This window comes from Sutterella megalosphaeroides (assembly GCF_003609995.1).
In the GTDB taxonomy this organism is placed as follows: domain Bacteria; phylum Pseudomonadota; class Gammaproteobacteria; order Burkholderiales; family Burkholderiaceae_F; genus Sutterella; species Sutterella megalosphaeroides.
The window spans coordinates 2593223-2612708 of sequence record NZ_AP018786.1 but is presented as its reverse complement, the minus strand read 5'-3'; the positions used below and the strand labels follow the sequence as shown (position 1 = coordinate 2612708).

The 19486-nt window shown below is 64.9% G+C and carries 20 protein-coding genes; 17 read left to right on the top strand and 3 right to left on the bottom strand.

The genetic code is table 11. The features are described 5' to 3' along the window. Positions 1-176 precede the first annotated feature (176 nt). From S6FBBBH3_RS10495 to greA, 9 genes are all read left to right on the top strand, one after another. Entirely contained in the window at positions 177-845 is a 669-nt protein-coding gene (locus tag S6FBBBH3_RS10495; protein WP_120177677.1) for a LysE family translocator, read from the top strand. A 15-nt stretch (positions 846-860) separates the two neighbouring features. Further along, positions 861-1400, top strand: coding sequence for a GNAT family N-acetyltransferase (locus S6FBBBH3_RS10490; RefSeq protein WP_120177676.1), 540 nt, complete (start codon positions 861-863; stop codon positions 1398-1400). A gap of 204 nt (positions 1401-1604) precedes the next feature. Next, positions 1605-2999: a DNA polymerase III subunit gamma/tau gene (gene dnaX, locus S6FBBBH3_RS10485; RefSeq protein ID WP_120177675.1), complete on the top strand. Its 1395-nt coding sequence runs from the start codon at positions 1605-1607 to the stop codon at positions 2997-2999. Between the two features lie 112 nt (positions 3000-3111). Further along, positions 3112-3474, top strand: coding sequence for a hypothetical protein (locus S6FBBBH3_RS10480; RefSeq protein ID WP_232008865.1), 363 nt, complete (start codon positions 3112-3114; stop codon positions 3472-3474). 85 nt (positions 3475-3559) lie between these two features. Further along, entirely contained in the window at positions 3560-3892 is a 333-nt protein-coding gene (locus tag S6FBBBH3_RS10475) for a YbaB/EbfC family nucleoid-associated protein (RefSeq protein ID WP_120177673.1), read from the top strand. Positions 3893-3984: 92 nt separating this feature from the next. After that, positions 3985-4836 carry a ModD protein gene (gene modD, locus S6FBBBH3_RS10470; protein WP_120177672.1) on the top strand — a complete coding sequence of 284 codons (852 nt, stop codon included), beginning with the start codon at positions 3985-3987 and terminating at the stop codon, positions 4834-4836. Beyond that, positions 4833-5459, top strand: coding sequence for a recombination mediator RecR (recR, locus tag S6FBBBH3_RS10465; RefSeq protein ID WP_120177671.1), 627 nt, complete (start codon positions 4833-4835; stop codon positions 5457-5459). The genes modD and recR overlap by 4 nt, the downstream gene beginning before the upstream one ends. 26 nt (positions 5460-5485) lie before the next feature. Beyond that, positions 5486-6082: an SIS domain-containing protein gene (locus tag S6FBBBH3_RS10460; protein WP_120177670.1), complete on the top strand. Its 597-nt coding sequence runs from the start codon at positions 5486-5488 to the stop codon at positions 6080-6082. A 256-nt stretch (positions 6083-6338) separates the two neighbouring features. Beyond that, positions 6339-6818, top strand: coding sequence for a transcription elongation factor GreA (gene greA, locus S6FBBBH3_RS10455; RefSeq protein WP_179950556.1), 480 nt, complete (start codon positions 6339-6341; stop codon positions 6816-6818). A gap of 143 nt (positions 6819-6961) precedes the next feature. On the opposite strand, the gene yhbY is transcribed toward greA, so the two are convergent. Next, positions 6962-7498: a ribosome assembly RNA-binding protein YhbY gene (gene yhbY, locus S6FBBBH3_RS10450; protein ID WP_120177669.1), complete on the bottom strand. Its 537-nt coding sequence runs from the start codon at positions 7496-7498 to the stop codon at positions 6962-6964. 98 nt (positions 7499-7596) lie between these two features. Here yhbY and S6FBBBH3_RS10445 point away from each other — a divergent pair, with 98 nt between their 5' ends. The 6 genes from S6FBBBH3_RS10445 to S6FBBBH3_RS10420 all read left to right on the top strand — a co-directional run bounded on the left by S6FBBBH3_RS10445 (position 7597) and on the right by S6FBBBH3_RS10420 (position 13674). After that, positions 7597-8250, top strand: a complete 654-nt coding sequence (locus S6FBBBH3_RS10445) for an RlmE family RNA methyltransferase (protein WP_120177668.1) — start codon at positions 7597-7599, stop codon at positions 8248-8250. A gap of 205 nt (positions 8251-8455) precedes the next feature. Then, entirely contained in the window at positions 8456-10477 is a 2022-nt protein-coding gene (ftsH, locus tag S6FBBBH3_RS10440; RefSeq protein ID WP_120177667.1) for an ATP-dependent zinc metalloprotease FtsH, read from the top strand. 215 nt (positions 10478-10692) lie between these two features. Then, positions 10693-11532, top strand: a complete 840-nt coding sequence (gene folP / locus S6FBBBH3_RS10435; RefSeq protein WP_120177666.1) for a dihydropteroate synthase — start codon at positions 10693-10695, stop codon at positions 11530-11532. Positions 11533-11582: 50 nt separating this feature from the next. Continuing rightward, a complete protein-coding gene (gene glmM, locus S6FBBBH3_RS10430; protein ID WP_120177665.1) occupies positions 11583-12926 on the top strand; it encodes a phosphoglucosamine mutase in 1344 nt (447 codons plus the stop codon). A gap of 20 nt (positions 12927-12946) precedes the next feature. Continuing rightward, a complete protein-coding gene (locus tag S6FBBBH3_RS11300; protein ID WP_232008788.1) occupies positions 12947-13324 on the top strand; it encodes a hypothetical protein in 378 nt (125 codons plus the stop codon). 11 nt (positions 13325-13335) lie between these two features. Further along, positions 13336-13674 (top strand): P-II family nitrogen regulator, encoded by a 339-nt coding sequence (locus S6FBBBH3_RS10420; RefSeq protein ID WP_120177664.1) that lies wholly within the window; start codon positions 13336-13338, stop codon positions 13672-13674. Positions 13675-13767: 93 nt separating this feature from the next. On the opposite strand, the gene S6FBBBH3_RS10415 is transcribed toward S6FBBBH3_RS10420, so the two are convergent. Continuing rightward, positions 13768-14424: a Smr/MutS family protein gene (locus S6FBBBH3_RS10415; protein WP_120177663.1), complete on the bottom strand. Its 657-nt coding sequence runs from the start codon at positions 14422-14424 to the stop codon at positions 13768-13770. A gap of 340 nt (positions 14425-14764) precedes the next feature. Beyond that, positions 14765-15727: a thioredoxin-disulfide reductase gene (gene trxB / locus S6FBBBH3_RS10410; protein ID WP_120177662.1), complete on the bottom strand. Its 963-nt coding sequence runs from the start codon at positions 15725-15727 to the stop codon at positions 14765-14767. Positions 15728-15968: 241 nt separating this feature from the next. Here trxB and S6FBBBH3_RS10405 point away from each other — a divergent pair, with 241 nt between their 5' ends. Further along, positions 15969-18359 carry a DNA translocase FtsK gene (locus S6FBBBH3_RS10405; RefSeq protein WP_120177661.1) on the top strand — a complete coding sequence of 797 codons (2391 nt, stop codon included), beginning with the start codon at positions 15969-15971 and terminating at the stop codon, positions 18357-18359. Between the two features lie 306 nt (positions 18360-18665). Beyond that, positions 18666-19367, top strand: a complete 702-nt coding sequence (locus S6FBBBH3_RS10395; protein ID WP_120177659.1) for a LolA family protein — start codon at positions 18666-18668, stop codon at positions 19365-19367. Positions 19368-19486 lie beyond the last annotated feature (119 nt).

Below are 19486 nucleotides of genomic sequence, written 5' to 3'. Positions count from 1 at the left end.
TTTTTTTGCGCCTGCTCCGCCCGAAACGCCCCGCTCAGTGGCGTTTTCCCGTAGGCGGCCCTCCGTGCGACTTCCCCTACAATGGTCGGATCGGACCTTGCGGCGCGGCGCCGCCCGCCCTGCGGGGCGGACGTGCCTGACATCGCGGCGTCGAAGGTCGAATGCCTTGAACCGCCATGAATACGACACTCTACGGGCTTTTCCTCCTTACGGCCGCCGCCACCGTTTTCTCCCCGGGTCCCGGGGTTCTGATGACCATCATGAAGTCGGTCCGATTCGGCTACGGAGGTGCGATCTGGACCATTTGCGGCACGGCCTCGGGAACGATCATCATGGCGCTCGTCTCCGCGACGGGGCTGGGGATCGTGCTCTCGCACTCGCCCGGCACCTACGGAGCGCTGCGCGTTCTGGGGGCGCTATACATGGTGTGGCTCGGCTGGAAGTCCTGGAACGCCGAGGGCTTGGGTCTCAAACTCGCCGACAAGGAAATCGACAAACTCAAGCTCGAAGATTTTCGCGACGCGATCGTGCGACCGATTCCCTTCTTCATGGAAGGCATCACGCTGCAGATGACGAACCCCATGCTCATCATGTTCTTCGTGTCGCTTTTCCCGCAGTTCATCGCCGCGGACGCGCCTTTCTGGCCGCAGTTCGCGCTCCTCTCGGGAACGTACTTCCTGCTGGTGATCCTGATTCATACGGGCTACAGCCTCGTGACGTCGCACTTTCGGGGGCTTCTGCGTAGCGACCGTGCCTCCCGCATCATCTACCGCACGGGGTCGGTGCTTTTCTGGCTCCTCTCCGTTAAGGTGTTCGCCGACGTTGTTTTTCCGACCAACCTTTGAGGACCATCCACTCCCATGACGCACTTCGACATTCGCTCGGCCCGCCCGGAAGACGCCGCCACCGTGAGCGAACTCATCCATGCTCTCGCCCGCTACGAGGAACTCGACCACCAGTGCACGGCGACGCCCGAATCCGTGTACGAAGAGCTTTTCGGCGAACGTTCCATCATTCGGTGCGTGCTCGCCTGGGAGCAGGGCCCCGAAGGCGAGCGTCCCGTCGGGTTCGCGCTCTACTTCTTCAATTTCTCGACCTTCCTCACGCGCCGCGGCCTCTATCTGGAAGACCTCTTCGTCGTGCCGGAAGCGCGCCGAAGCGGCTGCGGCCGACGCCTCATCCGCTACCTCGCGCGCGAAGCGGTGAAGGAAGGGTGCGGTCGCTTCGAGTGGGTGGTGCTCGACTGGAACCAGCCCGCGATCGACTTCTATCAAAAGCTCGGCGCGACGATTCTCAACGACTGGCGCATCTGCCGCGTCGATCGGGCGACGATGGAGCGGCTTGCCGCCGAGCCCGACGAAGCGGTTTCGCAACCGGGCGACGGCATTTCCGACGTTTGACTTCGGGGGCGAAGCGCGCGAGTGGCAGTCGCACGCCCTAAAATACGGGACACGACCCGCCCGGGGGACGAACCCCGTGCGGGGCTGGAAGTCCCAAAGCGGACGGCGGACGATTGTTAACCAACCGACGAGCGGCGCTCGTCCCGCGCGGCTTTGCGCCCTGAGCCAAGAGCCTTGTGCGGGACCGTGCGCCGAAAACTATCTATGAGCAGCTATCAGGTACTCGCGCGCAAGTGGCGACCTCACGATTTCGAGTCGATCGTGGGGCAGGACCATGTGGTCACCGCCCTCACGCGGGCGCTCACGCAGGAGCGTCTCCACCACGCCTATCTTTTCACGGGCACGCGCGGCGTCGGCAAGACGACGATTTCGCGCATCTTCGCCAAGGCCCTCAACTGTCAGGGCGCGGACGGCAAGGGCGGCATTACGGCGCATCCGTGCGGCGTGTGTCCCGCATGCCGTGCGATCGACGAAGGACGCTTCGTCGACTACATCGAGATGGACGCGGCCTCGAACCGTTCGGTCGAAGACATGACGGCGCTTCTCGAGCGTTCGATGTACGCTCCGACCGTCGGTCGCTTCAAGGTCTACATGATCGACGAAGTGCACATGCTCTCGAGCACGGCCTTCAACGCCATGCTGAAGACGCTCGAAGAGCCGCCCGAGTACGTGAAGTTCATCCTCGCGACGACCGATCCGCAGAAGATGCCGATCACGGTCCTCTCGCGCTGTCTGCAATTCAACCTGCGCAACATGACCCCTTCGGCGATCGTCGCGCACATGCAGCACATTCTCGAAGTCGAAAAGATCGACGCGGAAACGCCCGCCCTGCGTCTTTTGGCGGAAGGCGCCCGCGGGTCGATGCGCGACGCGTTGTCGCTTCTCGACCAGGCAATCGCGTACTGCGGCGGCGCCGTGACGCTCGAGGGCGTTCGGCACATGCTCGGCATGACGAGCGGCGACGTGCTCGTTGAGATTCTGCGCGCGCTCGAGCGCGGCGAAGCCGACACGATGATGCGCTTGGCCGACCAAATGTCGGGCGAGAGCATCTCCTTTGCGCAGGCGCTTCGCGACATGGCGGGGCTTTTGCATCGGATCGCGCTCATGCAGCGCGTGCCCGGCGCCGTCGCGCAGGACGACCCCGACTACGAAGCGCAGGCGGAACTTGCGAAGCGCTTCTCGCCCGAAGAGGTGCAGCTCTACTACCAGACGGTGCTTCACGGTCGAAACGACTTGAATCTCGCGCCCGACGAATACGCGGGCTTCACGATGACGCTCCTGCGCATGCTCGCCTTCAAGCCCGCGGGCCTGCGCGTCGGACGCGTCGTGCCGCGCGACGAACGCGCGGGTGCGCGCCCCGCGGCGGCGCCGAGCGCCGAGCCTCATCAATCCGCTCAGCCCGCACAACCGAAACCCGCGCCTGCGGCGCCGCAGCCCGCCCCGCAACCCGCGGAGCCCCCGATGCCGGGCGGCGCGCAGGTCGCGCGCGTGGGCGAAGGTTCGGGCCTTCCGCCCATGCCCCGACCCGCCTCGGGTGCGCCCAAGCGCCCCGGCGCCGACGGCGGGACGCCTCCCTGGGGAGAGCCCTCCGCCGGTTGAGGATGTTCCCGCGGATTACGGAGTTCACGGGTCGGACGACGACCTCGGAACTCCGGGTCCGCTCAACTGGCGGTCCCTCATTGAGGGAGCGGGACTGGCGGGTCCGGTGAAGATGCTCGCCACGCAGGCCGAAGTGATCGAACTCACGCACGATCGCGTCGAGTTGCGTCTCTCGGTGCGGGCGTTTGCGACCGAAGCCAATCGCAAGCGTCTGGCGGAAGACCTCTCGCGCTATCTCGGTCACCCCTTCCACGTGGCGTTCGAAGTCGGCAACGTGAGCGAAGGCGCGACCGTGGCGGCCGAACAGCGTCGGGAGCGCGCGGCGGAACACCTCGCGCTCGTTGACGCCTTCTCGAAAGACCCCTTCGTGAAGTCGATCGTGGAGATTTTCCACGGTACGGTCGACGAAGGATCGGTGCGGGCGGCCGAAGAGGCGGAACTTCCCGCCGGATCGAAGCGTCGCACGCGGCGCTGATGTGGTAAGTTTTCAGCAATCCCCGGCACCCCGCGCATCGAAGCGGGGTGCCGAATCGTACAAACCTTACGGAGGACACGACGACATGCGCGGAATGGGTGGCATGGGCGGTATGGGCGGACTGATGGCCCAGGCCCAGAAGATGCAGGCGAAGCTCGCCAAGGTTCAGGAAGAAATCGCTCAGATGGAAATCGAAGGCGAAGCCGGTAGCGGCGCCGTCAAGGTGGTGATCAGCGGCAAGCACGAATGCCGTCGCGTGACGATCGACCCGAAGACGGTCGATCCCGATGACATCGAAATGCTCGAAGACCTGGTGACGCTTGCGTTCAACGACGCCGTGACGAAGCTCTCGGCCGTGAGCGAAGCGCGCATGCGCCAGGCCGTTCCCCTGCCTCCCGGCATGAAGATGCCCTTCTGAGGCCGCGAACCGATGCGAGACGCTCCGAACTTCGGGGCGTCTTTGCCGTCGGGAAGACCGTTTTTTCAATCGAATTCATTGCAGGGTGTGAGATGCACTTCACGGATGCGTACCTCGAGGGGCTCCTCGTCGACGACTGCCCGTACGACGACCTGACGACCGAAGGACTCGGAATCGGCGACACGGAGGGCGTCGTCGAAGCCGCGCCCAAAGCGCCCGGGATCGTGGCGGGGCTCGATGCGGCGTGCCGCCTTTTCGAACTGCGCGGGGCCCGCGTCGAGCGGCTCGCCAAGGACGGCGACGCGGTCGAAGCGGGGCAGGTCATCCTGCGTGCCTGCGGTCGCGCGTCGGAACTGCACGCGGTTTATAAAACCGCCCAGAACGTGCTGGAGTACGCGTCGGGCGTCGCAAACCGCGCGGCCGACATGGTGCGCGCCGCCAAGGCGGAAAACCCGCGCGCGCAGGTCGCCCTCACCCGCAAGCACTTCCCCGGCACGAAGCCGATCGTTTATGCGGCCGTGCGCGCCGCGGGCGGCATCGTGCACCGCTACGGCCTTTCCGACTCGGTGCTCGTTTTCGATCAGCATCGGGTCTTTTGCGCGTCGCCCGACGCGGCCGTCGCCCGTCTGAAGGAAAGCGCTCCGGAGCGCAAAATCGCGGTCGAAGTCGATTCGATCGAAGAAGGCCTTCGGTACGCCGCGGCGGGTGCGGACATCATTCAGTGCGAGCGCTTTGCGCCCGAGACCGTGGCCGAATTCCGACGCGTGCTCAGCGAAAAGCATCCGAACGTCGTCATCAACGTCGCGGGCGGCGTGACCGCGCAGAACGCGGCCGAGTACGCGCGCGCCGGAGCGGACGTGCTCGTGACGAGCTGGCCCTATTTCGGAAAGCCCTTCGACGTCAAGATGCGCTTTTCCTGCCCGAACCCCGGAGCGTGCAAATGAATTCTCCGGGAGCTTTTCCTCCGTCCCTGGACGCCCTCGTCAAGGTGCTCGCCGAGATGCCGGGCTACGGCCCGAAGTCCGCGCAGCGCGCGGCCTTTCACCTTCTCTCGGGCGAGCACGCGCGTCTGAAGACCCTGATTGCCGCCCTTACCGAAGCGGACCGGCGTCTGCATCGGTGTCCCCACTGCAACACGTTTTGCGAGTCCGACGTCTGCGACGTGTGTGCGGACGAGGGGCGCGACCGCACGATGCTCTGCGTCGTCGAAAGCGTCGCGGACCAGCTCGCGCTCGACGCGTCGCTCGCGTGGCCGGGGCTCTACTTCGTGCTCGCCGGGCGCCTCGCTCCGATCGACGACGTGGGGCCCGAAGAAATCGGCCTGCCGCGCTTCATCGAACGCGTGGCCGAAGGGGTTGCGAAGGACGGCCTGCGCGAAGTGGTCGTCGCCACCTCCTATACGCCCGAGGGCGACGCGACCGCCTACTATCTGATTGACGCCCTCAAAAAGCGCTGGCCCGACCTCAGGGTGACCCGTCTCGCGCGAGGTCTTCCCTCGGGCCTTGAAATCGAATACACGGACCTGAGCACCATCGCGGGGGCCGTCTACTCGCGCCGCGAGGCGTGAGGTCGAATTCTCACCGGAGACATTCCATGAGCAAGGAACACATTCTCGCCGCCCTTTCGGAGGCGCACACGGCACTCGAAGCCCTCATGAAGAACGAGGACGCTCTCTCGGCCGTGGACCGTGCGGCCGGGGTCTTTGCCGACTGCATCGAAGCGGGCGGACGCATTTATTCGTGCGGCAACGGCGGCAGCCTCTGCGACGCGATGCACTTCGCCGAAGAAATGACGGGGCGCTACCGGAGCGATCGTCGTCCCTACGGGGCGACCGCGATTTCGGACGTCTCCCACATGGCCTGCGTCGGGAACGACTACGGCTACGAAGACGTCTTCTCGCGCTGGGTCGAAGGGTTCGGTCGCAAGGGGGACGTGCTCCTGGCGATTTCGACCTCGGGGACGAGCAAAAACATTCTGAAGGCGGTGCGCGCGGCAAAGGCCTGCGGCATGACGGTCGTCGGCATGACGGGGCGCGAAGGGTCGCCCCTTGCACTCGAATCGGACGTGGCGATCGTGACCCCCGCGGGCCGTTGGGCGGACCGCGTGCAGGAACTGCACATCAAGTGCATCCACATCATGATCGAGCTCGTCGAACGGCGGCTCGACCCGCAAAACTACGCGAACGAGTGAGGCCTCGGGAAGGAGGGCGTCCGTGCGCGGCGCGGTTTCGATCCGGCCCCGCCTCCGACCACGTCCTTCGGCCTTGAGGTACACTAGCAAGGTTGCCCGCCGAGGGGTTGCGGCGCGCGTCGCGCGCGACCGACCGGCGGGTTCGGACGCTCCGCAAACGTTGTGCGCGGAACGCGTCCGCGGAACATTTTCCTGCAGCGTCCGGCCGTTTGCGGTCGGACGTTGTGTTTTTATTTGAAGGGTAAACCTCACCGACATGTTGAACCGCATTCCCATCACGATCAAGGGCGCCGAAAAGCTCAAGAGCGAACTCGAATACCTCAAGAAGACCGCCCGTCCGGCCGTCGTCGCCGCCATCGCGGAGGCCCGCGAAAAGGGCGACCTTTCGGAAAACGCCGAGTACGATGCCGCCCGCGAGGAGCAGGGTCACATCGAGGGCCGCATTGCCGAGCTCGAAGGGAAGATTCCAGCTCTGCAGGTGATCGATCCCAAGACCGTCGATGCGGGCGACCGCATCGTGTTCGGTGCGACGGTGACGCTCTACAACGAAGACGACGACGCGAGCGTCACCTACCAGATCGTGGGCGACGACGAAGCGGACATCAAGCAGAACCTGATTTCCGTCTCGTCCCCGATCGCGCGCGCCCTCATCGGCAAGTTCGAAGGCGACGTCGTGAAGTTCATGGCCCCGAAGGGCGAAGTCACGTACGAAATCAAAGAGGTTCAGTACCTCTGAGGATTGCGGGCGACTCGGGCGGACCCTTGACGGTTTCCCGCCCGAGCGCGCAAACGAAAAGGCGCACGCCTCGCATCGAGTCGTGCGCCTTCTTCGATAGGTGCGCGGTCGCGTGAAACCCGACCGTAAGGTCGGGGTTTCGATCAGGACTTCGCGAGCGCGGCCTTCTTCGTCGTGCGGGTGCGCTTCGGACGAGCGCGGCGCGGCGCGGGTTCGGCCTTCTTCTTCTTCTTTTCGCCCGGCTTCTTCGAGGCGACTTTCTTGGCGGGCTTGTCGGTCTTCACCGGAGCCTTGCGGGGCTTGACGGGCGCTTCCGCGCGGGCCTTGCCCGCGACCGAGCCGCGGCCGAAGGCGAGCGCGGCGATGCGGGCGGACTCTTCGGCTTCCTTCGGGTCGACCGATTCGTCGGCCGGACGCCAGAGAACGAGAAGCTTGCCGATCATCTGAACGCGCGCGCAGCCGAGCGTTTCGGCCACTTCGGCGAACACGGCTTCGCGTTCTTCGCGGTCGTCGGTCGGCACGCGCACCTTGATGAGTTCGTGGGCCTTCAGTTCGCGGTCGATTTCCTTCATGACGGCTTCGGTGAGGCCGTTGACGCCGAGGAGAACGACGGGGTCGAGGTGATGGGCCTGAGCACGCAAGGCGAGTCGCGTGTCACGCGCGAGAATGATTTCCTTCATAATTTTTCCAAATACTTGACGGACGGGGAAAGGGCCCGCTCAGCGCGCCGGCCGGCGTTCCCCGTTCGTAAATTTCAATTCTTCGAGAGGCCAAAAGAATGCCTGTTGCAACGAAAAAGCTCAGATCCAACCGTGCCTGGATCGAACGTCACATCAATGACCCGTTCGTGAAGCGTTCCCGCGCGGAAGGCTATCGAGCCCGTTCGGTGTACAAACTCACCGAACTCGACGATCGGGAACATCTGCTTCGCCGCGGCATGACCGTGGTGGACCTGGGTGCGGCGCCGGGCAGCTGGACGCAGATCGTTCGCGAGCGTCTGTCGGACCGATCGGGCCGTGTCGAAGGCCGCATCATTGCCATGGACATCCTGCCGATGGATCCGATTGACGGCGTGACCTTCCTGCAGGGCGACTTTCGCGAGCAGGAGGTGGCCGACAAGCTGACCGAGATTCTAAACGGAGACAAGGTCGACGTGGTGCTTTCGGACATGGCTCCGAATCTCTCGGGGATCGCCGCGGCCGATGCGGCCCGTTCGCTCCTTTTGAACGAGCTTGCGCTCGAATTCTGCATGGAGCACCTCAAAGACTCGGGCGTTTTCGTGACGAAGGCCTTCCAGGGCTCGGGCTACTCGCAGTACGTCGAAGCGCTGAAGAAGGTCTTCAAGAAGGTCTATACCCGCAAGCCAGCCGCTTCGCGCGACACCTCGGCCGAGGTCTACCTCGTGGCGCGGGAACTCAAGCCGAAGAAATAAATTCATACCAAAAAGACCGAGCCCGTACGAAGTTGACGGCCAAAAGAGCCCGCGCACGCCACAGGCGCCGCGCGGGCGGCCGTTAAAATGGGAGACCGCTCGCCGAAACCCGATTCCGGGCCCCGGCGGGATCCCATCGAGAAGGCTCGCCGCCCGGCCCGAAGACGCCGACGATCGGTTCGCGCCCTCACTAGGAGTTGAGTAATTGGATAACAAGTCGTTTGCCCGCATTGCCGTGTGGGTTCTCGTTGCCGTCGTGCTCTTTACCGTATTCCGGCAGTTCGACGCCACCGAGCCCTCGAAGCTCGATACGACGAGCTACACCCAGTTCATGGAGGATGCGAAGTCCGGGAAGATCCGCCGCGTGGATATTCAGGGCTCCCGCATCACCGTCACCCCGCAGACGGGGAGCGAGTACACGCTCACGAGCCCGGGCGACCTCTGGATGGTCGACGATCTGCGCAAGTCGGGTGTTCAGGTCTACGGCAAGGCCGAAGAAGAACCGTCGCTTCTGCTCTCGGTTTTCGTCTCCTGGTTCCCGATGCTCCTTCTGATCGGCGTGTGGATTTTCTTCATGCGTCGCATGCAGGGGGGCGGTGCCGGGGGCGGCGCCTTCAGCTTCGGGAAGTCGAAGGCCCGCATGCTCGACGACCAGGAAAACAAGGTTCGCTTCAAGGACGTCGCCGGCTGCGACGAAGCCAAGGAAGACGTGCAGGAAATCGTCGACTTCCTGCGCGACCCGAACAAGTTCCAGCGTCTCGGCGGCCGCATCCCGCGCGGCGTCCTCCTCGTCGGTTCCCCGGGTACGGGTAAGACGCTTCTCGCCAAGGCGATCGCCGGCGAAGCGGGCGTGCCCTTCTTCACGATTTCGGGTTCGGACTTCGTCGAAATGTTCGTCGGCGTCGGTGCCGCGCGCGTTCGCGACATGTTCGAAACCGCCAAGAAGAATTCGCCCTGCATCATCTTCATCGACGAAATCGACGCGGTCGGCCGCCAGCGCGGCGCGGGCCTCGGCGGCGGCAACGACGAACGCGAGCAGACCCTCAACCAGATGCTCGTCGAAATGGACGGGTTCGATACGGGCGCGAACGTGATCGTGATCGCCGCGACGAACCGTCCCGACGTGCTCGACCCGGCGCTCCTGCGTCCGGGCCGCTTCGACCGTCAGGTCGTGGTTCCGTTGCCCGACATTCGCGGTCGCGAACAGATCCTCAACGTGCACATGCGCAAGATCCCCGTCGGCGCCGACATCGACGCCGCCGTGATCGCCCGCGGCACGCCGGGTTTCTCGGGCGCGGACCTCGCGAACCTCGTGAACGAAGCGGCGCTCTTTGCCGCGCGTCGCAACGGTCGCGTCGTGAAGATGGTCGACTTCGAAAACGCCAAAGACAAGATCATGATGGGCAGCGAACGCCGCGCCATGGTCATGAACGAAGAGGAGCGCCGCAACACGGCCTACCACGAGTCGGGCCACGCCGTCGTCGCCTACCTCCTTCCGAAGAGCGACCCCGTGCACAAGGTGACGATCGTTCCGCGCGGCCGCGCGCTCGGCCTCACGATGCAGCTTCCGACCGAGGACCACTACAGCTACGACCGTCAGTACCTCCTCACGCGCATCGCGATTCTCTTCGGCGGCCGCATCGCCGAAGAAGTCTTCATGCACCAGATGACGACGGGCGCTTCGAACGACTTCGAACGCGCCACGCAGCTCGCGCGCGACATGGTGACCCGCTACGGGATGAGCGAACGCATGGGCCCGATGGTCTACGCCGAAAACGAAGGCGAAGTGTTCCTCGGCCGCTCGGTGACGAAGACGACGCACGTGTCGGAGCGCACCATGCAGGAAGTTGACGCGGAAATCCGCCGCATCATCGACGAGCAGTACGCCGAAGCGCGCCGCCTGATCGAAGAGAACGCCGACAAGATGCACGTCATGGCGAAGGCCCTGCTCGATTGGGAAACGATCGACGCAGACCAGATCGCCGACATCATGGCCGGCAAGACCCCGCGTCCTCCGAAGGATTGGACGCCGAAGGACGAAAAGGGCAAGGCCGCGAAGAAGGACGACGAGGAAAAGAGCGAGAGCGCCGACAAGGCCGAGAAGGCCGAGAAGGCCGACGACGCGCAGCCGAAGGAAACGACGGATCGCGCGCCCGAAGCGTCCGAACCGTCCGCCGACGCCGATCGCGGCGACGAACCCTCCCGCAAGGACGGAGGGAACGCCTGACGGGCCGCGGCGGGACCGGTTCCTTCGGGCCGGCTTCGGCCGAGTCCGAAGGAACCCTGAAATCCCGCCTCCCCGACCTCATACCGCAACGAACGGGCCGGTCGACTGCTTAGCGTGCAGTCGAGCGGCCCGATTCGATTGAAGGTTCGCTTTCCGCCCGAAGCTTGAGGCGCGAACCGAAGAAAAACAGCAACGACACGCACGAAGGACACACCATGCCGCTTATCTGGCGCACCCGCACCCGTACTTACGATCTCGACGCGACGGCTCCGCTCGTTATGGGGATTCTCAACGTCACGCCCGATTCCTTCTCGGACGGGGGCGACCACAATGCCCCGGAAGCGGCGATCGCCTGGGCCGAAGGCATGAAGGGCCTCGCCGACATCGTCGACGTCGGGGGCGAATCGACCCGTCCGGGGTTCGGCGAAACGGCCGTGACGCTTGAAATGGAACTCGAGCGAGTGCTGCCCGTCGTTACCGAACTCGCTCGCCGGGGCGTTTCCGTGAGCGTCGACACCTCGAAGGCGGGCGTCATGCGCGCCGCGGCCGAAGCGGGCGCCGAAATCCTCAACGACATCCGCGGGTTCGAGCTCCCCGGGGCCCTTGAAACGGCCGCGGAAACGGAGTGCGGTCTCGTCATCATGGACCGTACGCAGCTCGACCCCGAAGCCGATGCGGTCGATGCGGTGCGCCGCTACCTCGAAGGCCGTACCGAGGCTTTCCTCAAGGCAGGGGTCGACGCCTCGCGCATCTGCTGGGACCCGGGCGTGGGCTTCGGGAAGACTTACGAACAGAATCTCGACCTCTGGGCCGCGATCGAACGCTTTGCGGACTCGGGTTTCCCCGTCATGACGGCGATCTCCCGCAAGTCCATGATCGGGTTGTCGACGGGTATCGAAAAGCCCAAGGACCGCGTCGACGCGAGCGTCGCGGGGGCGCTTCTCGCCGCCTCGGCGGGCTCGCACGTCCTGCGCGTTCACGACGTTCGCGCGACGGCCGACGCCTGCGCCATGCTGCGCGTCTGGCGCCGCACCCGCGCCCGACTCGGCCTTTGATCGGTCACTCACATCAACCACACACTTTTCGCAGAACAAGGAGCAACGCGATGGCGCGTCATTATTTCGGAACCGACGGTGTTCGAGGCAAGGTGGGCGAAGCCCCCATTACGCCCGACTTCGTGATGAAACTCGGCATGGCGGCCGGGCGCGTACTGCGTCGACGCAGCCCCTCGGGGCACGCCGCGGTGCTGATCGGCAAGGACACGCGCGTCTCGGGCTACATGCTCGAAGCGGCCCTGCAGGCGGGCTTTTCCGCCGCCGGGGTCGATATCGTCCTCTGCGGCCCCATTCCGACCCCCGCGGTCGCGTACCTCACGCGCGCCCTGCGTCTTGACGCGGGCGTCGTGATTTCGGCGAGCCACAACCCGTACGATGACAACGGGATCAAGTTCTTCTCGGGCGAAGGGACGAAGTTCCCCGACGAAGTCGAAGAAGAGATCGAAGCCGAGATCGACCTCGGTTACTCGTGCGTGCCGTCGGCCGAACTCGGCAAGGCCCGTCGTCTTGACGACGCCGCGGGCCGCTACATCGAATTCTGCAAGTCGACGATCGACTCCTCCGTGAACCTTCGCGGCATGAAGATTTTCGTCGACTGCGCGAACGGCGCCGCCTACCACGTCGCGCCCGACGTGCTCCACGAACTCGGCGCCGAAGTGCGCACGGACGGCGTCACCCCCGACGGCCTCAACATCAACGACGGCGTGGGCGCAACCCACACCGAACACCTCTCCGAGCGCACGCGCGACGCGGGGTGCGAACTCGGCGTGAGCCTCGACGGCGACGCCGACCGACTCATCATGGCGGACGCCTGCGGGCGCGTCTATACCGGGGACGAGCTCCTTTACGTGATCGTTCGCGACCGTATGGCGCAAGGGGAGGTCGCCGGTGTGGTAGGCACCCTTATGACGAATTTCGGCCTTGAAAAGCGCCTCACCGAACTCGGCGTCCCCTTTGCCCGCGCGAAAGTGGGCGACCGCTACGTGCTCGAAATGCTGAAGGCGAAGGGGTGGCTCTATGGGGGCGAAACCTCGGGGCACCTCCTCGCGCTCGACCGTCAGACGACGGGCGACGGGATCGTGAGCGCCCTGCAGGTTCTCGCCGCGCTGCGCCGCTCCGGAAAGACCCTTGCGGAGCTCACCGCCGACCTCGCGCTCATGCCGCAGGTGCTCGTCAACCGCCGCATCACGAAGGGCTGGGACTGGAAGTCGCACGCGCCCTTCATCGAAGCGGTCGAACGTGCGGAAGCGGCTCTTGCGGGCCGCGGGCGCGTCCTTATTCGTCCCTCGGGGACGGAGCCCCTTTTGCGTGTCATGGTCGAAGCCGACGACAAGGAGCTCGCCTCCCGTACGGCGCACGAACTCGCCGATCTCATCCCCGCGACCGAGGCTTGAGGTAGACTTTCCCAACCCGAATGCAAACCGACCGCTCCTTCGAGGGGCGGTCGCTCGAAGACAAGATCATGACGAAGAGCCACAAAAAGGCGGAGGCCTCCGCCCAGCAACAGTCCGAAACTCCGCAGCCGTCCGTGGCGTTTGCCGCTCCGGTCACGCGCGGCCTGATGGCGCACCACCTCACGCTCTATCTCGTGGGCGGTCAGCGCTTCACGCTCGATGAAGTGACGCAGAGCGCGGCGATGCCGCAAAACGTCGCGGCCTTCATCCGCGCCTGGCGCCAGAATCTCGACGTCTGGCACAGCCCGGGCAACGACCCGCACTTCGGCGTGCGCGTGGCCGACGTGTCGCTCTACGAATACCGCGTCGAGCAGATCGGCCTGAAGCGCAAGGCCTGAGGAGACTCGCGATGAAGCAGATCGTAGCCGTCATCAAGCCCTTCAAACTCGACGAAGTGCGCGAAGCCCTCTCCGAAGTGGGCGTTCACGGACTTACCGTGACGGAAGTGAAGGGGTTCGGGCGCCAGAAGGGCCACACGGAGCTCTACCGCGGCGCCGAGTACGTGGTCGACTTCCTGCCGAAGCTCAAGATCGAAACCGTGGTGTCGGACGACATCCTCGAGCAGGCGATCGAAGAGATCCGCAAGGCCGCCTACACGGGTCGCATCGGCGACGGAAAGATTTTCGTTTTCGACGTCGAGCAGGTGATCCGCATTCGCACGGGCGAAACGGGCGAAGCGGCGGTGTGAGTCGCCGAAGACCCTTTTTAAACGCAAAAAGCCCCGACCTCGGTCGGGGCTTTTTCTTGGAGACCGTTCGAGCTACCCGAGCGGTCTTGCTCCTTATCGGGCTCCGGGCTGCTTGAGAAGCACGATCAGCGCGCCCGCGTCGCCCTTCGAGGGCGCGGCCTGCGCGAAGGCGATCACGTCGTCGCACTGCTTCACCCAGCGGCGCACCTTTTCGCGCAGCACGCTCTGCCCGCCCGCGGAGCCGTAGCCCTTGCCGTGCACGATCGAGAGGCACCGGTAGCCGCGGATGCGGCAGTCGTCGAGGAACTTCGCAAAGACAACGCGCGCTTCGTCGACGTAGAGACCGTGAAGGTCGAGCTTTGCCTGCACGGTCCACTCGCCCCGACGCAGACGCTTGGGGAGTTCGGGGGATACCCCTTCGCGACGGAAAAAGAGGTCTTCTTCGTTAAGGAAGTCGGACGGATCGCACTCGTCGGAGAAGCGATCGGCGGGCGTCTCGTCGGCAAGCTTCGCGGCAAGCGCTTTGGCTTGAGGGGTCGGGGTCTTGGGGCGTGCGGCGTGCGAGACGCGGTTCGCGTCTTTGGAGGGCGTCACGCCGAGGTCGGCCATGGCGGCACGGAAGGCGCGGGCGTCTTTCGTCGCGGCCAGGCGTCGCTCTTCTTCGCGACGACGTTCTTCTTCGGCGGCCTTGGCCTTTTCCTTGAGTTCGCGGCTGACGGCTTTCAGATCCGCAAGGCTCGAATACTGCATTGCATTTTCCGGCGCGCAAGCCCGCGCGTTGCCGCGCGGCGGGAGCGCCGCTCCTAGAGTGGGTTGAATCGTCTGCTGTGTGTTCGCGGATGCGGGCCGTGCGGAAGTTTCGCTCCGGCAACGTCCTCGAAACGGGATGAGGCATTATCGCGCTTCGGCCGCCGAAGCGCCCTCGAGCGCGCGCATTCGCCGCAGAGGAAAAAGAGAAACGAACGAAAAACGCCCCGCGAAGCACGGGGCTTCGTCGGGGGCGTGTCGATTCAAAGCTCGGGGAAGCGTATCGAGCGCTCGGGCCTTCCGGTTCGTTGCGGCTCAGGCACTCGAAGCGCCGGCGGGCGCTTTAGCGGCTGTGAGCCTGCGCTTCGAGGAAGCGCTGCGCGTCGAGCGCGGCCATGCAACCCGTCGCGGCCGACGTGCAGGCCTGACGGTAGTGCTGGTCCTGAACGTCGCCCGCGGCGAAGACGCCCGGAACGTTCGTGGCGGTCGCGGCCGCAGAGCCCGTGCCCGCCGTCTTGACGTAGCCGTTGTCGAGTTCGATCTGGCCTTCGAAGAGTGCCGTGTTGGGCTTGTGACCGATCGCGACGAAGAGACCGTCGACCGCGATTTCGACGGGCGCTTCGCCCTTCGTCGACGCCAGACGCAGACCCGTCACGTTCTTGCCGTCGCCGAGCACTTCCTCGACGGTGCGGTGGAGCTGCAGTTCGATCTTCCCTTCGGCGACCGCTTCCATCAGGCGGTCGACGAGGATCGGTTCGGCGCGGAACGTGTCGCGACGGTGAACGAGCGTCACCTTGCTCGCGATGTTGGCGAGGTAGAGGGCTTCCTCGACGGCCGCGTTGCCGCCGCCGACGACGGCCACGGGCTTGCCGCGGTAGAAGAAGCCGTCGCAGGTCGCGCAGGCCGAAACGCCGCGACCGCGGTACTTCTCTTCGCTTTCAAGGCCGAGGTACATGGCGGAGGCACCCGTCGCAATGACGAGCGCGTCGGCGGTGTAGGAACCCATGTCGCCCGAAAGCTTGAAGGGACGCGAGGAGAGGTCGACCGACTGAATGACGTCGAAGACCACTTCGGTGCCGAAACGTTCGGCGTGCTTCTGGAGACGTTCCATCAGTTCGGGACCCATGATCCCGTCAACGGCGCCCGGCCAGTTGTCGACTTCGGTCGTCGTCATCAGCTGACCGCCCGCTTCCATGCCGGTAATCACGACGGGCTTGAGATTCGCACGGGCGGCATAGACGGCGGCCGTCCAGCCGGCGGGCCCGGAACCGAGGATGAGAAGAGGGGCGTGCTTCGTTTCAGACATGAGTGGCTCCCGATGCCCTCAAGGGGCGAAGGACGGTCGAAGACCGGAAAAATGTTAAGAGTGGCCTCATTATATATAAATAATCTATTGGTGCGCAATATGCGATAGTCCGTTCGGTTGTCCCCCGCCCCGTGCGCGACGCGCGGGGCAACCTCGAGCCGCTTTGCGCCCGATCGACCGCGCCCCGCATGCGTTCCCCCTTTAAAATGAGGCGTTTTGAGTTTTCCGGAACCCGTACGCCATGGCGAGGAAGAGCAATCAGAAGAGAAAGACGACGGATCGGGACGCCCTCTCGGAGCGTTCGCGCTGGGCGCGGCTACTGGCCTGGATGCTGGAGCGCATCAAGGCGGGGCTTCACCACGTCGTGCACTTTTTGTGGGAGTGGAGCTGGACCTTTTCGATTCCGGTCGGCGTCATTCTTGCGATGACGCTCGGGAGCTATTCGCCCGACGACCCGGCTTTTTCGGTGAGCACGTCGAAATCGCCCGAGAACCTGTGCGGTCTCTGGGGCGCGTGGGCGGCGGACCTTCTTTTCGGCGCCTTCGGGCTCTCGGCTTGGTGGATCGTCCCGGGCTTTTTCATGATCGCGGTTTTTGCCATCCGTTCGCAGTTGCGCCGCGCGCGCGGCGAAACGGATCCCGAGCGCATCAATCCGCCGAAGTTTTCCGCCTGCGTCGGGTTCCTCGCATTGATGCTCGGCTCGACCGGGCTAGAGGCGCTGCGACTCCGACGCTTCGAAGTGGTGCTTCCCGCGCACTCGGGGGGCGTCCTCGGTCATTCGCTCGGCACGTCGCTCGAGTACTACGTCGGGCTCGGCCTCTCGACCGTGATGTTTTTCACGCTGATGGCGATCGGCCTTTCGCTTCTCATGGACTTCTCGTGGGTGAACGTCTCCGAATCTCTGGGGCGCTTTCTCGACCGCTTCGTCATTCGGCCCATCGTGCGCCTGAAGTCGGGCGAAGGGCCTGAGGCCGAAACGAAGCTTGCCGCTCAGGCCGAAGGGGATCTCGCGAAGCAAAGTCGCGCGGCCGCGGTCGATACCGAAAGCCGCCTTCCGCTTCGCATCATCAAGCCCAAAGCCGCGGCGCCCGAAAGGGCTGCGCCCGCCCCGCGGAGCGAAGCACCGCGCCCCGAAGGCCGGGGCCTGGGGGCGGACTCGCCCCGTCCGAGTCTCGGGCTTCTCGACGACCCCGACGAAGAAACGCGCGGCGTCGACGAAGAGACGATCGGCATGACGAGTCGACTGATCGTCTCGAAGCTCAAAAGCTACAACATCGAAGCCGCCGTGATGAGCGCGCAGCCCGGCCCCGTGATCACGCAGTATTGGCTTGAGCCGGGTGCGGGCGTGAAGGGCTCGCAAATCGAAAACGCCCGCGACGACCTGCGTCGCGCCCTGGGCGTGCAGGCGGTGCGCGTGGTGCTTTCGGTGCCGGGGACGAGCTATATCGCGCTCGAAGTGCCGAATCCCGTTCGTCAGACGGTGCGCCTCAAGGAAATTCTGCAGTCGGAAGCGTACGAAACGAGCAAGTCCCTTTTGACGCTTGCGATCGGCAAGGACATCGCGGGCCGCCCCTTCGTCATGGACCTCGCGAAAACGCCGCACCTTCTCGTTGCGGGTACGACGGGCTCCGGCAAGTCGGTCGGCATCAACGCGATGATCCTCTCGATGCTCTACCGCACGGATCCTTCGCAGCTGCGCCTCGTCCTCATCGACCCGAAGATGCTCGAATTCTCGCTCTACAACGGGATTCCGCATCTGCTCTGCCCGGTCGTCACCGACATGAACAAGGCGGCGACCGCCCTCAAGTGGCTGACGCGCGAGATGGACAACCGTTACGCGGTGATGAGCCGCATCGGCGTGCGCCACTTCACGAGCTACAACGAACGCGTGCGCGAAGCGATCGAGCGCGGGCAGCCGATTCGCGACCCGATGGCCGCACCCGACGATCCGCTCGCCGGCACGCTCGAACCCTGGCCCTACATCGTGTGCGTGGTCGACGAACTCGCCGACCTCATGCTCACGAACCGCAAGGAAGTCGAAGGCGAAATCACGCGCCTCACGCAAAAGGCCCGTGCGGCGGGGATTCATCTGATTCTCGCCACGCAGCGCCCGTCGGTCGACGTGGTCACGTCGCTCATCAAGGCGAACGTCCCGACGCGCATTTCCTTCCAGGTGGCTTCCGCCATCGACAGCCGCGTGATTCTGGGCGAGCCCGGCGCCGAGCAGCTCCTCGGTTACGGCGACCTCCTCTTGCACCGCCCCGGGGAACCGGGCGCGAAGCGCGTTCAGGGGTGCTTCGTCGCCGACGGCGAGGTGCAGCGCGTCGTCGACGAGCTGAAGAAGTACGGTTCGCCGAGTTACGTCTCGGACGTCACCGAATCGGTCGATCCGGAAGCGGCCGGGGACGACGCGGGCGGCTCCCGCCGCTCGGGCGAAACGGATCCCCTCTACGATCAGGCGGTGCAGGTGGTGCTGAGCGAAAAGCGCGCGTCGATTTCGTTCGTGCAGCGTCACCTCGGGATCGGCTACAACCGCGCGGCCAACATTCTCGAAGCCATGGAAGAGGCGGGCATCGTCTCGAAGGCAAGTGCGACCGGTAAGCGGAGCATCCTCGTCAATTCCGAGCATTGAGCCTCCCCATGTCCGTTTTGAGGAAGCGTCTTCCCGAAAAGAAGGCGCTTTTCCTTTTGTCGATCCCCTTTTGTCGATTCTGTTGCCGATCCGTTTGTAGGCTCAGGCCGTTAACATTTCGTCTCACCGACCTTCGGCGTCGGGCGACCTTCCCGGGCGCCGAGGCCCTTAAGATCTCCAAAACCGTTTCGCAACGAGCCCCCGACGTCGGACTCCCGAGCGAGCGAACGAACGACGAACCCCAACCAACCGAGGAGGGCGCCGCCCGCGCGTACGAACGCGCGGATTCGGGCGCCGAAAAGAGCCATGAACCTTCGAACCTACGTCACCCGCAGTCTCGTTGCGACCTGCTCGGCGCTCGCGCTCGCGGGCGCTTTCGCGTCGGAGGGTGCGGTCCCCGGGAGTGCGTCCCGCGAAAGTGCCGCCGCTCCGGCGGCATCCGACGCCGCGGCCGTGAAGCGCCTCGAAACCTTTGCGGCGAGTACGCCCGCCGCCGAGGGTGCGTTCGTGCAGACCAATTTCGACCGCGAGGGTCAGGTGACGCTCAAGGCGTCGGGCACCTTCGCTTTTTCGCGCCCGGGGCGCTTCGACTGGGTGTACCTCGAACCCTACGATCAGCGGATCGTGAGCGACGGAACGACGCTTCGGCTCTACGATGCGGATCTCATGCAGGTGACGGAAAAGCGCCTGGAAGGGGCGATCGACGCGACGCCCGCTGCGATTCTTTTCGGCAACAACGACTTCTCGCGCGATTGGATCGTGCGGGAGCTGCCGGCCGAAGGGGGCGAAGCACGCATCGAAGCGCGACCGAAAACGAGCGGCGCGTTCGAGCGCGTCGTCATCGGCTGGAGCGCCGCGGGGCTTCCTTCCCGCATGACGCTCGTCGACGCCTTCGGGCAGGAAACGGAACTCGTCTTCACGGAATTCAATCGTACGACCCCGGACGCCAAGCGGTTCGAGCTCGTCGTTCCCGAAGGGACGGACGTTCTCACCGACTCCGCCTTCTGAGGCGGGGCTTCGGTACAAGGTTTCCGAGGGCGCGTCCGCCCGATGCAAACACGTGCGGCGCAGGCGTTTGTCCCGATCGAACGTCGGGGCAAAACCCGATACAATCCAAGGATGCAGGC

Bases quoted from the DNA above. Each gene is read 5' to 3' on its own strand.
- modD (WP_120177672.1), top strand. From the start codon at position 3,985: ATGCACTTCACGGATGCGTACCTCGAGGGGCTCCTCGTCGACGACTGC.
- S6FBBBH3_RS10415 (WP_120177663.1), bottom strand. From the start codon at position 14,424: ATGCAGTATTCGAGCCTTGCGGATCTGAAAGCCGTCAGCCGCGAACTC.
- S6FBBBH3_RS10460 (WP_120177670.1), top strand. From the start codon at position 5,486: ATGAGCAAGGAACACATTCTCGCCGCCCTTTCGGAGGCGCACACGGCA.
- S6FBBBH3_RS10490 (WP_120177676.1), top strand. From the start codon at position 861: ATGACGCACTTCGACATTCGCTCGGCCCGCCCGGAAGACGCCGCCACC.
- S6FBBBH3_RS10405 (WP_120177661.1), top strand. From the start codon at position 15,969: ATGGCGAGGAAGAGCAATCAGAAGAGAAAGACGACGGATCGGGACGCC.
- S6FBBBH3_RS10420 (WP_120177664.1), top strand. From the start codon at position 13,336: ATGAAGCAGATCGTAGCCGTCATCAAGCCCTTCAAACTCGACGAAGTG.
- yhbY (WP_120177669.1), bottom strand. From the start codon at position 7,498: ATGAAGGAAATCATTCTCGCGCGTGACACGCGACTCGCCTTGCGTGCT.
- S6FBBBH3_RS10395 (WP_120177659.1), top strand. From the start codon at position 18,666: ATGAACCTTCGAACCTACGTCACCCGCAGTCTCGTTGCGACCTGCTCG.
- S6FBBBH3_RS11300 (WP_232008788.1), top strand. From the start codon at position 12,947: ATGCAAACCGACCGCTCCTTCGAGGGGCGGTCGCTCGAAGACAAGATC.
- S6FBBBH3_RS10495 (WP_120177677.1), top strand. From the start codon at position 177: ATGAATACGACACTCTACGGGCTTTTCCTCCTTACGGCCGCCGCCACC.
- S6FBBBH3_RS10475 (WP_120177673.1), top strand. From the start codon at position 3,560: ATGCGCGGAATGGGTGGCATGGGCGGTATGGGCGGACTGATGGCCCAG.
- trxB (WP_120177662.1), bottom strand. From the start codon at position 15,727: ATGTCTGAAACGAAGCACGCCCCTCTTCTCATCCTCGGTTCCGGGCCC.
- S6FBBBH3_RS10445 (WP_120177668.1), top strand. From the start codon at position 7,597: ATGCCTGTTGCAACGAAAAAGCTCAGATCCAACCGTGCCTGGATCGAA.
- recR (WP_120177671.1), top strand. From the start codon at position 4,833: ATGAATTCTCCGGGAGCTTTTCCTCCGTCCCTGGACGCCCTCGTCAAG.
- dnaX (WP_120177675.1), top strand. From the start codon at position 1,605: ATGAGCAGCTATCAGGTACTCGCGCGCAAGTGGCGACCTCACGATTTC.
- greA (WP_179950556.1), top strand. From the start codon at position 6,339: ATGTTGAACCGCATTCCCATCACGATCAAGGGCGCCGAAAAGCTCAAG.
- S6FBBBH3_RS10480 (WP_232008865.1), top strand. From the start codon at position 3,112: ATGCTCGCCACGCAGGCCGAAGTGATCGAACTCACGCACGATCGCGTC.
- folP (WP_120177666.1), top strand. From the start codon at position 10,693: ATGCCGCTTATCTGGCGCACCCGCACCCGTACTTACGATCTCGACGCG.
- glmM (WP_120177665.1), top strand. From the start codon at position 11,583: ATGGCGCGTCATTATTTCGGAACCGACGGTGTTCGAGGCAAGGTGGGC.